This is a genomic window from Actinocorallia sp. A-T 12471, assembly GCF_033875155.1.
GTDB lineage: Bacteria > Actinomycetota > Actinomycetes > Streptosporangiales > Streptosporangiaceae > Actinocorallia.
Genome location: NZ_JAWZTE010000005.1, coordinates 372390 through 387522, shown reverse-complemented (window position 1 = coordinate 387522; position 15133 = coordinate 372390). Strand labels below are relative to the sequence as shown.

The following is a 15133-nucleotide window of genomic DNA, read 5'->3' as shown; positions in this document are numbered from 1 at the left end:
CCTGTCTCGGGTGTTCAGGCTTCGGCGCGGACGGTGTTGCGCAGGACGCCGAGCCCGCTGATCTCGACCTCCACGACGTCGCCGTCGGTGAGGAAGACCTGGGGGTCGCGGCGGAAGCCGACGCCGGAGGGGGTGCCGGTGAGGATGACGTCGCCGGGCTCGAGGCGGGTGAAGGTGGAGATCGTGCTGATCAGCTCGGGCACGTCGAAGATCATCAGCGCGGTGGTGGAGGACTGGAGCTCGACTCCGTTGCGGCGGAAGGTGATGTCCAGCTTGCCGGGATCGACCTCGTCGGGGGTGACCAGCGCGGGGCCGAGCGGGGTGGCGTCGTCCCATGCCTTGCCCTGGGTCCACTGGTGGGTCTTGTACTGGAAGTCGCGCATCGTCACGTCGTTGCAGATGGTGTAGCCGAGCACGTGGTCGAAGGCGTCGTCGCGGGCGATCCTGCGGCCGCCGCGCCCGATGACCACGGCGAGTTCCGCCTCGTAGTCGACCTTGTGCGACTCGGGCGGCAGCACGATCGCGTCGCCGTGCGCGATGAGGTTCGAGGCGAACTTCGGGAACAGCACGGGGTAGGTCGGCAGCTCGCGGTTGCTCTCCTCGACGTGCGCCCGGTAGTTCAGGCCGACGCAGAAGATCTTTCCCGGCCGGGAGACGACCGGCAGGAGGCGCAGGTCGTCCACGGGCACGCCGACGGGCTCGGCCTCGGCGTCGCGCAGCGCCTCGGGACTGATCGCGGCGTCCACGGCGGTCAGGCCGACGAGCCGGTGGGCGAGGCCCGCCTCGACCCTGGCGAGCGCCGCCACGCCGTCGGCGTCGCGGAAGGAAACGTACTTCATGGGTCCACTCTCCAGCCGATGCGTCCTGATAATCAGGCATCTGTTCCTGTTGCGCGGAACAGCTTAGGCATGGTTAGAGTTGTTTCGCAATACAGGAACTATGTCCTGATATACGAGACAAGGAAGAGCATGGCCATCGCGAAGCTGGGCCACACCGGCCTGTGGGTCTACGACCTGCCCAAGATGCGGGACTTCTACGAACGGGTCCTCGGCCTCACCGTCACCGACGAGGACGCCGACCTCGGCATCGTGTTCCTCAGCGCACGCCCGGAGGAGGAACACCACGAGTTCGTCCTACAGACCGGGAGGACCGCGGCGATCGGGGACAAACAGCAGCACCAGATCTCCTGGCGGGTGGAGTCCCTCGAGGACATCCGCGCCTTCCACCGCGTGTTCGCCGCCGAGGGCGTCAGGGTGCAGCAGGAGGTGACGCACGGCAACGCCTTCGGCATCTACTTCTTCGACCCCGAGGGCAACCGCAACGAGGTCTACCTGCGCGTCGAGCGTGACGTGCCCCAGCCGTTCCGCAAGACCATCGACTTCGGCATGGAGGCCGCGGAGATCTGGGCGGAGGCCGACCGGCTGCTGAACGACGGCGGCACCGCCTACCAGCCCGTCCAGTGAGCGTGCGCCGCCGTGGCATCCCGCCACGGCGGCCGGGCCGCGCGGGTCTAGGCGGCGATCCGCGCGAGCTTCTCGCTGATCGACGCGGCCGCCGCGCTGACCGCCGCGGCGACCTCGGGCACCCGCTCCTCGGGGACCCGGTGCGCGAGGGCGGCGACGCTGACGGCCGCGGCGACCGCGCCGGACTCGTCGCGGATCGGCGCGGCGACGCCGACGACGTCGGGGTCGAGCTCGCCGCGCGAGACCGCGTAGCCGAGCTCGCGGATCTCGGCGAGCCGCGCGAGCAGGGCGTCGGCGTCGGTGACCGTCGCGCCGGTCAGCCTCGGCAGCCCGCTCGCCTCGATGACGCTCCGCACTTCTTTCTCCGGGGCCCAGGCGAGCAGGACGAGCGCTGACGCGCCGGCGTTGACGGGGAGGATGTGACCGCGCTCGTAGGACAGCCGCACGGGACTGTCGGTGGACTCGCGCTCCAGGCAGACCACCGAGGTGCCGGTACGCCGGGTGAGCAGCACGGTTTCGCCGACGTCCGCGACGAGCTCGCGCATGACCGGCCGCGCGACCTCCGACAGCCCGATCCCCTTGCGCGCGAGCCTCGCCAGCTCGAACACCCGCGGCCCGAGCCGGTAGCCGGACGGCCGCTGCTCCTCGATGAAGCCCGACGACGCGAGGCTCTGCAGATACCGGTACGCGGTCGACCTGGCGACGCCGAGCTGGTCCGCGACCTCCTGGCCGCCGATCACCAGCCGCTCGTCGTCGAACAGCGCGAGGATGTCGAGCGCCCGGTCCGCGGTGGAGTTCCGCTCCCGGTAAGTCCCGGAGCGCCCCTGACCCTGTCCTGCCATACAGGAAACCCTACACGCCCCTCAGGCCGCCGTCGGCCCCGTCGCCCAGCCCGTCAGCGGCGGCGGCGCTTGGGTGCCGCGCGCTTCTGCGGCGTCCGTTTGGGCGGTTGGGGGGCGCGGCCGCGCGAGCTGTTGGCGGTGCGGCCCCGGACGATGCCGATCAGCTCCTCCATCAGGTCGGACGTCTCGCCGGCGGGCCAGGCGAGGCCGATCCGCGACTGCGGGGCGTCCGTCACCGGGCGGTAGGTGAGGTCCTTGCGGTGGTGGAGCCGGGCCAGCGACTGCGGGAGCAGCAGCACCCCGGCCTCGGCGGCGACGAGTTCGATCGCGTCCGCCGTGCTCTCGGGACTGGTGAACGCGGGATTTCCGGGCCGCTCGGTCCAGTCGATGACGTCGTCGAGCGGGGCGATGACCTCTTCGTCGGCCAGGTCGGCGAGCGTGAGGTCGTCCACCGCGGCCACCGCGTGCTCCTTCGGCACCACGACGACGGTGGTCTCCACATAGAGCGGGATCACCTGCAGGCCCTCGCGCTCAACGGGCAGCCGCACGAACGCCGCCTCCGCGCCCCCGTCACGCAGGAGCGGAACCGCCTCGGCGGCGGACACCTGAATCAGCCGAAGCGGCACATCGCGCACCCGCTCGGCCCACACCCCCGCCCACTTCGCGGGCGTCACCCCCGGCGCGTACACCAGCCGGAACTCGCCCTCACTCACCTCCCCACCCTAACCCCGTTTCAGGGGCGGGGGGCGCGGCGGCGCAGGACGACGACCGCGCCGACGGCGAGGGCGGCGGCGAGCGTCAGGGGGATCGTCAGGTCGGGCCGGGAGGAGGTGACGTATTCGGTGACCGTCACGACGGCGCGGTAGGGGTCGTCGGACGCGGAACGGGTGAAGTGGATGTCTTGGGTGATGTGCGCCGCGTTGAACGCGCCGTCGTAGCGGGTGAGGAAACGCGGGCCCGTCAGGGTGGCGGAGATGGTCGGGTATTGGGGGTCTGGCTTCACCTCGCCCGCGAAGGTCAGGTCGGCCGGGCCGCCCTGCGGGGCGGGGTTGGTGACGTCCATGCGATGGTCGGCCAGGACGTACAGGCGCAGCGGCTGAAGGCCCTCGGCGGTGGCCGACAGGCGCATCGGGTAGACCGGCGTGTCGGTCTCGAACGCCAGCCGCATCGGCGGCAACCCGTCGGCGAGGCTGCCGGAGGACGGGGCGAGCCGCACCGCGACGACGAGCCAGCCCTCCGCGAGATAGGGCTCGAGCGCGCCTTCGAGGTCGTCGGGCAGCGTGAAGCCGTTGCGGTCGAGCCAGCGTGACACCGCTGCCGCGTCGTCCCCGCCGAGTTGCGCGACCTCGTACGGCCCGAGCCGCACCCGGTCCACGACGGTGACGCCGCGATCGGCCGCGCCCGGCGCGCCCGCGCCGACGCCGTCGCCGTCCACCTCGACCCGCCGCACCTTGACCTCGGGCCGGCTGATCCGGTCGAGCTCGGCGAACACCTCGCCGTCGGCCACCTCGAACCGCGCCCGCGCCGGAACCGGCATCAGGAACGCCGCCCGGTCCGCCGCGGACCGCGCCTGCACCGCAAGGGTGATCGACTCCGTGCGCCCGTCGAGCTCCACGAGCGCGGTCTCCCGCAGCGCCCGCAACTCGTCATTGGCGACGAACGCCCCGCACGCACACGCCCGCGACGCGACAGGCCCTCCCACCACCACCCCCACGACGACCCCGACCACCACCGCGACCCGCCGCACTCCCGACCAAATTCCCATACCCCCTCCGACTCCCCCACCCCCGCCCGGGTTCCCACCGCCACCCGGGTTCCCGCCGCCACGCGGTGCGATCCCGTCAGGCGGGCGGGGGCGTGGTGGGAGGCGGGGCCAGCATACGGTCGACGATGATGTGCAGAATCGCACGGAAGTAATTCCTCGCCTGCACGTCGTCGGACCGCAGCATGCCTTTCTTCGGAGCCAGCAGCCCCGTGCTCAGAAACCCGTTGACACACCAGATCACAACACCAAGAAAGGCATAGGGCCCAAGGTCCGGCGGCACCACATCCTTGATCTTCCGCGCGGACATCTGCATCAAAGGACGCGTATAAAGATCCTCCACCTCAGGAATCCCCGTCGCGTCCGACGCCCACCGCTGCGCCCACAGCGCAAGCAGATCCGGATTGGCAAGAAAAACATCCATATAAGCATCAGCGATCTGATGCGCCGCCTCATACGGCGACTCAGTCCTGTCAATGACCTCCTGAATCCTCCCCCGATGCTCCTCATACATCCGATCCATCATCTGCAGGTAAAGCTGCCTCTTGTCCCCGGCGAGACCGACGACCGTGGAGACCGACACTCCCACCGAGTCCGCGACGAGTTCGAGGGAGGTCATGTCATAGCCGAGACCCGCGAACAACCGCGTCGCGACATCAATGACCCGCTCGCGCGTGACCTCTTCTCTCACACCCCTATCCTACGAGACGACCCGACGATCCGGACATCTCATCCCTCACGGGGACGCCAACGATCGCTCCGGAAGTTCCGAACCTCCTCTATATCCTTATTTCACTAATCTTTTCCCCACACCGTGCTACATGCCGGAATTCGTCAAGTGCGCGCGGTGGTCTCGTCAGGGACGCGCTGGCAAACTCAGAAGTGTCTCGGCCTCCGCGACAGACGCGATCGGGCGGTCGAGCGCGCGGGCGAGGCGCACCGTGCGTTCGACCAGCGGCCGGTTGCCGACGGCCGGCTCACCCTTGCGCAGGTACAGGGTGTCCTCCATGCCGGCGCGCGCGTTCCCGCCCATGGCGAGGCCGATCGCGGTCAGGTCGAGGTTGGCCCGGCCGATCGCGATGATCTGCCACACGGCTCCGGGCGGCAGGCGTCGCACGATCGTCGCCAGGTTGTCGGCGGTGGCCGCCGCGCCGCCGACCACGCCGAGGACGATCGAGAACTGGAGCGGGTCGGCGAGAAGCCCTTCGTCGTACAGGCGCAGACACGCGTCAAGGTGCCCGGTGTCGTAGATCTCCAACTCGGGCTTCACGTCAAGCTCGCGCATCCGCGCCGCGAGCCGCCGCACTCCGTCGGGCGGATTACGGAACTCCCCCGCGCCGAAACTCATCGTGCAGGGATTGAGCGTGGCCATCCGGGGCCGCAGCTCGACGAGCCTCGCGCGCTCGGCGAAGTCCACCGAGAGCCCTACGCCGGTGGACAACTGGACGAGGATCGGACATCGCTCCGCGATGAGGTCGAGCGTGCGGCGCGCGACGGTGAGGTCGGCGGTCGGCCTGTCCTCCTCGTCGCGCAGATGGATGTGGGCGACCGCCGCGCCCAGGTGGTACGCCTGTTCGACGGCCGCCGCGATCTCGTGCGGCTGGGTCGGCAGGTGCGGGTTGTCGCTCTTACCGGCGATCGGACCGGTCGGCGCGACGGTGACGATGACGCTCATGGGCTCTTTCCGTTGTCGAGGGGGTACGTCGGCGTGTCCACCGCGACCTCAGGACGTGACGCGCAGCGCCGCCATCGGGCAGGCCCTGGCGCCGGCCGTCGCGGCGGACTCCAGCTCGGGCGGAAGGTCGCCGTGCCGCACGCTGACGACGCCCTCGTCGTCGAGTTCGTACACGGCGGGCGCGGTCAGCTCGCATCGCGCGTGCCCCTCGCACCGCGCCCGATCCACGACGACGTTCACGGGCGGGCCCCCGTCGGGACGACGCGCAGGGGTATCGAGCGCAGGCTGCGGACGATGGGGTTGCCGCGCCGCTCGACGTCCCCGGCAAGCTCGAAGCGGTCGACCCGCTCAAGGAGGGACGCGAGCAACTCGGCGGCTTCGAGCCTGGCAAGCCCCTGGCCCGCGCAGCCGTGGATGCCGTAGCCGAAGGCGAGGTGGTCGACGGGGTTGCGCCGCAGCTCGAACTCGGTGGGCCTCGGGTAGTGCCGCGGGTCACGGTTCGCCGCCGCCCAGTGCAGCATCACCCGCCGCCCCGCCGGGATCGCGACGCCGTCGACCTCGGCGTCCCGCCGGGTGACGCGCCAGAAACCCTGGACCGGCGACTCGAGCCGAAGGATCTCCTCGAAGATCGGCCCGGCCAGGGTCGGCTCGTCCTTGAGCTCGGCCCAGACGTCGGGTCGCTCGGCGAACAGCCGCAGCATCGCGCTGACCGCGTTGACCGTGGTGTCCATTCCCGCGGTCATGTAGGCGCTCATCGCCTTGACGGCGCTGAGCCGGTTCAGCCGCCCGTCGTCGACGGCGTCGAGGATGGTCTCGCCCCAGCCGCCAGGCGCGATCTTGGCGCGGTCGGTCATCGCCTCCATCCAGACCTGGTAGGAGATGAGCGCGTCGAGGTGCTCCTGGGCGTAGGAGCCGAAGGGTCCGAACGCGGCGAAGATGGCGTCCGCGCCGGGGTGCAGCTTCTCGCGTCCTTCCAGCGGGAGTCCGACGAGGTCGGCGACGACGTTGATGGGGTAGACGGCGGCGAGGTCGGCGACGCCGTCGAAGGTGCGGCGCTCGACGAGTCCGTCCACGAGGCGATCGGCGTAGGAACGGATCTGCTCGCGCACCGCGGAGAGGCCGCGCGGAGCGAGCTTCTCCCGCAGGACGGCCCGCAGCTGCTCGTGCTCCGGCGGGTCTGCGCTGAGGATCGAGCCGGCCAGCCGCTCGTTGAACTCCGGGGTGAGCGCGACGCCCTCGGCGGAGCTGAACGTCTGCCAGTCGCGGGCCGCCGCGCGGACGTCGTCGTAGCGGGTGAGGACCCAGAAGTCGTAGCGGCTGAGGTGGACCGCGGGGCTCAACTCGCGGAGCCGGTCAAGCGTGGGGAACGGGTCAGCGACGATGTCGGGGGCGAAGAGGTCGAGGTCGGAGACTTCGGTGGGTTCATTGGTGGCGGCGTTCGACATGGGCCATCCCTTCAAGGGGGCGCGGGGGGTGGGTCGAGCGTTGACGCGGTCGAGCACTTGCCCGGAGGCCGCGGCGGCGTGCGGCGCATCTGCGGTCCAGGCATGCGGGACCAAGCCCTGCTCCGCACGGTGAGCCGAGCTTGTGGGGTCGGGCTTCGTGGGGTCGGGCTTTGGGGGGGTCGGGTCCTACGAGGCGGGGGCCTGGGATGACGCCCCCGCGATCACCAAAAGTGGGTCATCCGCCTTTCACTTCGGGGGACACCGCGGCTTCCCGCGCGTCGAGCCAGGCCAACGCGCGCTCGGCCCAGCGCACTTCGAGTTGTGCGCGTTCGAGGTCGCCGGAGTAGGCGAGGACCCGCAGTCCCAGGGTCAGGTTCCGGGTTTCCTCCGGCCGATTCCGCAGGCGTAGATTGATGCGTTCGTGTTCGCCGGACTCGATCGCGTCGAGGATTTCGCGCAGCCTCCGGCAGTGCCGCTCGTGGTGTTCCCGGTGTGCTTCCAGATGAGCCCGAAGCGCTTCGGGAGCGTCGTCGGCGAAGATGAGCTGCAGGCGCTCGACGTCGCGGTTCGGCGGGTAGACGGGAGGGGAGTTGACCCACTCGGTGAGGACGGATCGGCCTTCCTCGGTGATCCGGTAGGTGAATTTCTCAAGGTTCTCACCCGCCATATCGGGATCGCGGGTAATGAGACCCATTTGCGTCATACGCCGGAGTTCCGGGTAGATCTGACTGTGCCGCGCACTCCAGAACCACCCGAGTCCGGTGTCGAACTGTCGCGACATGTCATATCCGGTACCGGGACCGGTCGACAAATAACCAAGAATCGCAAGACGCAGAGACACCAGCAGTCCGATCAGATCGTCCTCTTGAGGGGTTCCACCCTAGCCAGCGCGATGGTCGGCGGCGGGCAGCGGTTCGGCGTCGACCAGGACGAACAGGACACGGCAGATCCCGCCGGAACGGTTGAGCCAGCCGTGCCGCGTTCCCCGCTGCACCAGCAGGTCGCCCGCGCGCAGCAGCCGCTCGGAATCGTCAAGGACCGCGTGGATCTCGCCCTCGATGACGTAGCAGTAGTCAAGGGAGCTGGTCCGGTGCAGGTAGACCGACTCATCGGTCCGCGGCGCGAAGTCCACGACGCGGCACACCGTCCCCGCGGGCGGGGGCGGCAGCGACGGCGTCGCGCCGATCGGGTCCTCGTACGGCTTCGCGTTGTCCGGCACGCCGTCGTGCCGCCAGATCTCGAAGACCGTGCCGCCGTCCGGCGGTTCCCACTGATGGGGGCAGACCTCGTCCGCGACGACCACGGCGCGGCCGTCGCCGTCGTGGCCGGTGACCACGCGCCTGACCGGTTCCAGCGGCGTCATGAGCGACCTCCCTGTCCGCCGGCCGCGACGGCGAGCGGCGGCCGGTAGGTGAACCCGTCGCCGCCCGTCTCGAGCGCGACGGGGTTGCGCAGCGTGCCGAGCCCGTCGATCTCCACCTCGACCACGTCGCCGGGGCGCATGAACACCGGCGGTCGACGCCGCAGCCCGACGCCCCCGCACGTCCCGGTGACGATGACGTCGCCGACCTCGAGCCTTGACGCCGTCGAGACGTAGTGGATGAGGTACTCGATGGAGAACAGCAGTTCGCCGATCGACGCGGACTGCATCACCTCGCCGTTGAGCCGCGTGGTGAGCCGGTGACGGTAAGGGTCGCCGAACTCCTCGGGCGTGACGAGCCACGGCCCGAAACCGCCGGTCGAGCCGAAGTTCTTGCCCATCGTGATCTGGGTCGTGTGCCGTTGCCAGTCGCGGACCGAACCGTCGTTGTAGCAGGCGTAACCCGCGACGTGGCGCAGCGCGTCCGACACCGGGATGTGCCGGCCGGCGCGGCCGATCACGACGGCGAGCTCGCCCTCATAGTCGAGTTCGGCGGAGACCCCGGGCACCAGCAGCGGCCGCCCGTGCCCGACCTGGCTGGCGGCCACCCGCAGGAAGAACAGGGGGTGGTCGGGCACGGGCCGGTCTCCGCCCTCGCGCACGTGGCTCAGGTAGGTCAGCGCGGCGCACCAGATCGCGTGGGGATCCGGGACGACCGGGAGGAACTCGACCTCGGCCAGCGGTATCGCCGTTCCCGACCCCTCAGGGCGCAGGTCGGGGCGGTCGCGATCGAGCCAGGCGAGCACCGAACGCATGTCACTCGGCGCGTCGGCGCGCAGGTCGGTCAGGGCGACGAGGCCGGCGTCGGTGACGACGCCGACCGCGGCGGTGCCGTCACGGACGTAACTGGCGAACTTCATCTCCTTGCCTCTTTCCACCGCGAGCGGGTGTCGGCGGTGAGGCGAATCTAAGATGTACGCATCAACATGTCAATATTGACATAGCTGGCCGGGCGGGGGATCGTTCGAGCCATGCAGGAACATGACGGCACGACCCCTCCCCCCTATGACGTCCTCATCGTCGGCATGGGGCCGGTGGGCGCCATGGCCGCGATCGCCGCGGGCCGGGCCGGACTGCGGACGTGCGTGGTCGAGCAGGCCGCGGACGTCTACCCGCTACCGCGCGCGGTGCACTTCGACGCCGAGATCATGCGGCTCTTCCAGCGGGCGGGCCTTGCCCCGGCCGTCGAGCCGATCATCGGCCAGTACCGCGGCGGCGTGCACCTTGGCGCGGACGGCGAACCCATCCGCGACTTCCGCGTGCCCGCCGAACGCGGCCCCCTCGGCTGGTATCCGCACAACACCTTCCTCCAGCCCCGGCTCGAACGTGTGCTGCGAACCGCGGTCGCCGACCTTGACCGCGTGGACGTCCGGCTTGGCTGGACGGCCGAGAAGATCCGGCAGGACGACGACGGCGTCGACGTCACGGGCCGCACCGCCGCAGGAGTCGCCGAGGCGCTGCGCGCGCGGTGGGTCATCGCCTGCGACGGCGCGAGCAGCACGGTGCGCAAACAGGTGGGCATCCGGCTCACGGACTACGACTTCAACGAGCCGTGGATCATCATCGACGCCGTCGTCGCCGACCCCGACCGATTGCCGGACTACTCGGTGATGTGGTGCGACCCCGCCCGTCCCGGCACCTACGTGCCCCTGCCCGGCAGCCACCGGCGCTGGGAGTTCATGCTCCTGGACGGCGAGACCGCCGAGACCATGGGCGCGCCGGAGAAGATCGCCGAACTCGTCGCGCGGTCGGTCGACATCGCCGACGTAGAGCTCGTCCGGAGCGCGGTCTACCGGTTCCACGGCCTGATCGCGGAACGGTGGCGCGCGGGGCGGGTCTTCCTCGCGGGCGACGCGGCCCACCAGACGCCCCCGTTCTACGGCCAGGGCATGTGTCACGGGATACGCGACGTCACCAACCTCGTCTGGAAACTCGAGCTCGCCGAGCGGGACCCGCGGTTCCTCGGGCTGCTCGACACCTACGGGCTTGAGCGCCACCCGCATGTCCGGACGGTCATCGACGCCTCGGTCGAGAACGGCCGCTACATCTGTGTCCTCGACCCCGAGGAGGCGCGGCTGCGCGACGAACGGCTCCGCGCCCGCGCGGCCGCCGGCAAGGACGTGCGGTCCTTCCGGTCGGTGATCCCCGGCCTGGTGGCCGGGCTCGTGCAGCCGGACGGCGAGGGAACCGAGGCCGGACAGCTCATGCCGCAGCCGACGGTCAAGGGACCCGACGGCGCGGAGCTCCTCCTTGACGAGGTCCTCGGCGACGGGTTCGCCCTCCTCACACTCGACGGCCCGCGCGCCGCCGACGACGTCGAGTGGTTCACCGACGTCCTCGACGGACGCGTGGTCGGCGTGGACGAGACAGTCGACGCGACAGGTGAGCTGCGCGACTACCTCGCGGCGAACGCCGCGACCGCCGTCCTCGTGCGGCCCGACCGCTATGTCTACGGCTTCGCGCGGGGACCGGCCACGGCCGACGACCTGCTCGCCGAGCTGCGCGACCACATCGCGTCCTACCAGCGCTGAATGAGGGAATCGATGACCGGTATCCGTCCCCGCCTGAGCCATCTCGGGTTCTACGTGCGCGACCTCGACGGCCAGGCGGAGTTCTACAAGCGGGTCTTCAAGCTCCTGGAGACCGACCGCGGCGTCTCCGGCGCGGGCGACCCCATCGTCTTCCTGACCGGCGACAGCGGTGAGCACCACCAGCTCGTCCTCACCGCGGGCCTCCCGCCTGAAGCCGCACGCACCTGGCTCAACCAGGTCTCGTTCCGCGTCGCCTCGCTCGCGGAACTGCAGGAGTTCTGGGGGTGGCTGCGCGAGTGCGGCGTCACGCCGAGCGCCACGGTCAGCCACGGCAACGCGTGGAGCGTCTACTTCCCCGACCCCGAGGGCAACAACGTCGAGGTCTACGCGAACTCGGACTGGTACGTCCCGCAACCGTTCCGCGAGCTCATCGACCTGAGCCGCCCGACCGAGCAACTCCTCGCCGAGACCTACGAGAGCGTCCGGCAGAACGGCGCGTTCCAGCCTGTGGCGGAATGGGCCGCGCGGGTCGAGGAGCGGCTTGACGCGCTCAGCTCGACCACCCCCCACTGACCGATCCAAGGACGCACAGCATGAAGCACGCATTCCCGGCCCTCGCGAAGGAGGCATGATGCCGACACTTCACGGCGTCGACCCGCTCACCGGTACGCGCACCCTGAGCAACGCGCGCGAGTGGCTGCACGCCCATCTCGACACGCGCAGCCACCCGTTCAACGCCATCGCGGTCGAGGAGGCGCGCAGGGTCGTCGACGGGCTGCCCGGCCTCGAGCCCGAACCATGGGCCGAGGCGTGGCTCGCGGCGGCACGGACGTTCGAGGCGCGGGCGCTCGCCGCGCTGTCGCGTGACCGGCCGGCCGACGCGCGCGAGGCGTGGTGGCAGGCATACCAGTTCGCGTTCCTCGGGCGTTATCCGACGCCGCTGCACCCGGCCAAACAGTTCGCCTACGACGAGGCACGGCGCTACTTCCTCAAAGCCGGCGCGTTGGACGGCGTCGAGCGCGTCGAGGTGCCGATCGCCGACGGCGACCGGGAGGGAAGGGACCGGGTGACCTTCTATCTCGCCCGGCCGGACACCGCGACGGCGTCGGCACCGGTGGTGCTCGTGTGGGGCGGCGTCGACGCCTGGAAGGAGGAGACGTACGTCCGCACCGCCGGGCTGCGCCGCGACGGGATCGCGACGATCCATCTCGACATGCCGGGCGTCGGCGAGTCGCCGCTGTTCGCGGGCCCCCGCGGCGAACGCATGTGGGACCCCGTCTTCGACTGGATCGACCGCAGCGACCTCGACAGCGCCAGGGTCGCCGTGCTCGGGCTGTCGTTCGGCGGCTACTGGGCGATGAAACTCGCGCACACCCACCGCGAGCGGCTGACCGCCGCCGTCAACTGGGGCGGCGGCGTGCACCGGACCTTCCAGGTCGCGTGGCAGGAACGCTCGCGCGGCGCGGGGTCCTACCTGATGGACCTGATGGCCGCCCGCGCCAGGATCTTCGGCGGCACGACGTTCGAGGACTACATCGCGCGCTGCCCCGAGCTGTCGCTCCTCGACCAGGGCGTCCTCGATCGGCCGAGCTGCGACCTGCTGCTGGTCAACGGCAAGGACGACAGACAGAACGACCCCACAGACACTTACCTGTCCCTGGAGCACGGCTCACCCAAGACCGCGCGGCTCTTCCCCGGAGGCCACATGGGCGACGGGCCGGTGGGCGCCACCGTGGCCGCATGGCTCAGGGACCGGCTCGCGCCCGCGAACACCGCGTCGTGAAGGACGGAACCGATGACCGATAGGCACCTCATCACGCACCTGCGGCACGTCGACATCGCCATGCCCGACCTCGACGCGCAGCTCACCTTCTACCGCGACCTGTGGGGCCTCACCGAGGTCGCCGCCGACTCCGGCGTGCGCTTCCTCGCCGCCGAAGGCTCACCCGAGCAGTACGTCGTCAGGCTTCGGCGCGACCGGCTGAAGCGGCTCGACCTCGTCGCGTTCGGCGCGGCGAGCGTCGCCGACGTCGACGCGCTGGCCGGCGGGCTCGTCAAGAACGGCGTGCGCATGGTCCGGGAACCGGGTCCGCTCGACACGCCGGGCGGCGGGTACGGCGTCAGGTTCTTCGACGGCGACGGCCGCGTCGTCGAGGTCTCGGCGGACGTCGCCGTCCGCGCCCACCGCAGGATCGAGGCGCGGGAGTCCATCCCGGTCCGGCTCTCGCACGTGGTGATCAACTCCCCCGCGCCCCAGGCGACGGTCGACTGGTACGTCAGGAACCTCGGCTTCCGGCTGTCCGACACCCTGGTGCTCGGCGACCGCGGCCCGTTCATGTACTTCCTGCGCTGCAACCCGCAGCACCACAGCTTCGCCGTCGCGCGGGCGCCGCACGCCTCGTTCCACCACGCGTCCTTCGAGATGCGCGGCCTTGACGAGTACATGCGGGGCACCGGACGGATGCTCCGCCACAAGGTGGAGAAGGTCTGGGGGCCAGGACGCCACTACGCGGGGGACAACACCTTCAGCTACTTCCTCGACCCGGCCGGCAACACCGTCGAGTACACCACCGAACTCGAGCTGCTGGACGAGGACACGTGGCATCCCCACGTCTACGACATGCTCGCGAACGAGGACGTCATCGACCAGTGGGGCACGGCCAACCCGATGAACGAGGCGGTCGCGGCCCGTCAGTTCAACGACCCCGACCACTGCCTGTTCCAGGCGCCCCCGATCTGAGCGGAGAGCAGCGCGATGCAACCATCCACAGTGAAACCGGGACGAGTCGCGGTGGTCGGATCCGGCCCCGCCGGCATGGCCGCCGCGCTCTCCATCCGGCAAGCCGGACACGAGGTGACGATCCTGGAGCGCTACCCGGAGACCGAGCCGCGCGGGAACATCCTCAACCTGTGGCCTCCGCCGCTCAAGGCGCTCGGCCTGCTCGGCGTGGACATCGAGGACATCGGCGCCCCCTGCCAGACGGTGTTCTACTCCGCGTCCGGCAGACGCCGCCGCGCCGAGATCCGCATCCCCGACGAGGTCCAGGCCGAGTACGGCGGCGACTTCATCGGCCTGCTCCGACCCGAGCTATACGCCAGGATGCACGCGGCGCTTCCGGACGGCGTCCTGCGGACCAACGTCGCCGTCACGTCCTTCACCCAGGACTCCCGTGGCGTCACCCTCCAGCTGGAGGACGGCTCCGAGGAGAGCTACGACCTCCTCGTGGGGGCCGACGGGGTCGGCTCGATCGTGCGCGGCGCGCTGTGGGGCGACGTCCCCAAACGCGAACACAACCTGCACATCTTCGGCGGCTACACCCTCGCCGACATCGCCGCGGAACGGGGCATCTGCGCCATCTCGTGGTCGTCGACCGTCCAGGGCAGCTGGACCTCGATCCGCAGCAAGGGACGCGACGGATTCGAATGGTGGGTCGTCGCGGCGCACGACGCCGACCGGCCCTTCGAAGGCGACCTGCACGCCGAGGCGACCCGGCTCGCCGGCGGCTTCACCGGCCCGCTCCCCGCGCTCATCGCGGCCACCGACCCGTCCCACATGCACCGATGGGTCCTGCGCGACAGAAAACCGCTGGCACGCTGGTCACGCGGCCGCGCCCTCGTGATCGGCGACGCCGCCCACCCGACCTCCCCCTACGCCGGCTACGGCGCGGGAATGGCGATCGAGGACGGCTACTTCCTGGGCCGCCGCCTGCGCGGCGTCGACCTCTCCGACGCCTCCGCCACCGAATCCGCCCTCCTCGCCTTCGAAAAGCCCCGCCGCGCCCACACCGCACGCCAATCCCAACAGGCTTACCTCCTCAGCCAGGTATGCCACCACGCCCCACGCCCCCTCCGCCCCCTCCGCGACTTCATCTTCAACCGCACCCCCCTCCTCCAAAAAGTGGCCGCCGACTCAACCCCCGGCCTGATCATGAACCAACTCAACGTCATCCTCGAAACAGAAAAAACCTTCACCTAACCCCACCCGCCCCCGCCCT

Annotated in this window: 17 protein-coding genes; 6 read left to right on the top strand and 11 right to left on the bottom strand. The window is 70.4% G+C overall.

From position 1 onward, the window contains the following. Positions 1-14: 14 nt before the first annotated feature. Complete coding sequence (locus R9X44_RS17345) at positions 15-839, bottom strand: fumarylacetoacetate hydrolase family protein (protein ID WP_319815216.1); 825 nt, start codon at positions 837-839, stop codon at positions 15-17. 129 nt (positions 840-968) lie between these two features. Here R9X44_RS17345 and R9X44_RS17340 point away from each other — a divergent pair, with 129 nt between their 5' ends. After that, a complete protein-coding gene (locus tag R9X44_RS17340) occupies positions 969-1463 on the top strand; it encodes a VOC family protein (RefSeq protein WP_319815215.1) in 495 nt (164 codons plus the stop codon). Positions 1464-1510: 47 nt separating this feature from the next. Here the strand turns inward: R9X44_RS17340 and R9X44_RS17335 are convergent, their stop codons facing one another. The 10 genes from R9X44_RS17335 to R9X44_RS17290 all read right to left on the bottom strand — a co-directional run bounded on the left by R9X44_RS17335 (position 1511) and on the right by R9X44_RS17290 (position 9467). Continuing rightward, positions 1511-2305 carry an IclR family transcriptional regulator gene (locus R9X44_RS17335; RefSeq protein WP_319815214.1) on the bottom strand — a complete coding sequence of 265 codons (795 nt, stop codon included), beginning with the start codon at positions 2303-2305 and terminating at the stop codon, positions 1511-1513. 53 nt (positions 2306-2358) lie between these two features. Then, on the bottom strand, positions 2359-3018 hold the full coding sequence (locus R9X44_RS17330) for a LysR family transcriptional regulator substrate-binding protein (protein ID WP_319815213.1): 660 nt from the start codon (positions 3016-3018) through the stop codon (positions 2359-2361). A gap of 20 nt (positions 3019-3038) precedes the next feature. Then, positions 3039-4070: a DUF2330 domain-containing protein gene (locus R9X44_RS17325; protein ID WP_319815212.1), complete on the bottom strand. Its 1032-nt coding sequence runs from the start codon at positions 4068-4070 to the stop codon at positions 3039-3041. Positions 4071-4146: 76 nt separating this feature from the next. Then, the gene (locus R9X44_RS17320; RefSeq protein WP_319815211.1) at positions 4147-4758 is read right to left on the bottom strand and encodes a TetR/AcrR family transcriptional regulator; all 612 of its coding nucleotides are present in this window, start codon (positions 4756-4758) and stop codon (positions 4147-4149) included. A 165-nt stretch (positions 4759-4923) separates the two neighbouring features. Further along, positions 4924-5742, bottom strand: a complete 819-nt coding sequence (locus R9X44_RS17315) for a 3-keto-5-aminohexanoate cleavage protein (protein WP_319815210.1) — start codon at positions 5740-5742, stop codon at positions 4924-4926. A gap of 48 nt (positions 5743-5790) precedes the next feature. Then, positions 5791-5982 (bottom strand): ferredoxin, encoded by a 192-nt coding sequence (locus tag R9X44_RS17310; RefSeq protein WP_319815209.1) that lies wholly within the window; start codon positions 5980-5982, stop codon positions 5791-5793. Further along, complete coding sequence (locus R9X44_RS17305; RefSeq protein WP_319815208.1) at positions 5979-7187, bottom strand: cytochrome P450; 1209 nt, start codon at positions 7185-7187, stop codon at positions 5979-5981. Before R9X44_RS17305 ends, R9X44_RS17310 begins: the two co-directional genes overlap by 4 nt. A 235-nt stretch (positions 7188-7422) precedes the next feature. Next, the gene (locus R9X44_RS17300) at positions 7423-8028 is read right to left on the bottom strand and encodes a PadR family transcriptional regulator (protein WP_319815207.1); all 606 of its coding nucleotides are present in this window, start codon (positions 8026-8028) and stop codon (positions 7423-7425) included. 39 nt (positions 8029-8067) lie between these two features. Next, on the bottom strand, positions 8068-8550 hold the full coding sequence (locus tag R9X44_RS17295; protein WP_319815206.1) for a cupin domain-containing protein: 483 nt from the start codon (positions 8548-8550) through the stop codon (positions 8068-8070). After that, positions 8547-9467 (bottom strand): fumarylacetoacetate hydrolase family protein, encoded by a 921-nt coding sequence (locus R9X44_RS17290; RefSeq protein ID WP_319815205.1) that lies wholly within the window; start codon positions 9465-9467, stop codon positions 8547-8549. Before R9X44_RS17290 ends, R9X44_RS17295 begins: the two co-directional genes overlap by 4 nt. A gap of 111 nt (positions 9468-9578) precedes the next feature. Between R9X44_RS17290 and R9X44_RS17285 the strand changes: the two genes are divergently transcribed. Genes R9X44_RS17285 through R9X44_RS17265 form a run of 5 tightly spaced genes read left to right on the top strand, consistent with a single transcriptional unit; the run spans position 9579 to position 15114 of the window. Continuing rightward, the gene (locus R9X44_RS17285; RefSeq protein ID WP_319815204.1) at positions 9579-11138 is read left to right on the top strand and encodes a bifunctional 3-(3-hydroxy-phenyl)propionate/3-hydroxycinnamic acid hydroxylase; all 1560 of its coding nucleotides are present in this window, start codon (positions 9579-9581) and stop codon (positions 11136-11138) included. Positions 11139-11150: 12 nt separating this feature from the next. After that, positions 11151-11711, top strand: a complete 561-nt coding sequence (locus tag R9X44_RS17280; protein ID WP_319815203.1) for a VOC family protein — start codon at positions 11151-11153, stop codon at positions 11709-11711. Between the two features lie 55 nt (positions 11712-11766). Then, on the top strand, positions 11767-12921 hold the full coding sequence (locus R9X44_RS17275; RefSeq protein ID WP_319815202.1) for an alpha/beta hydrolase family protein: 1155 nt from the start codon (positions 11767-11769) through the stop codon (positions 12919-12921). 12 nt (positions 12922-12933) lie between these two features. After that, on the top strand, positions 12934-13878 hold the full coding sequence (locus R9X44_RS17270; RefSeq protein ID WP_319815201.1) for a VOC family protein: 945 nt from the start codon (positions 12934-12936) through the stop codon (positions 13876-13878). A gap of 51 nt (positions 13879-13929) precedes the next feature. After that, positions 13930-15114: an NAD(P)/FAD-dependent oxidoreductase gene (locus R9X44_RS17265; RefSeq protein WP_319815200.1), complete on the top strand. Its 1185-nt coding sequence runs from the start codon at positions 13930-13932 to the stop codon at positions 15112-15114. Positions 15115-15133 lie beyond the last annotated feature (19 nt).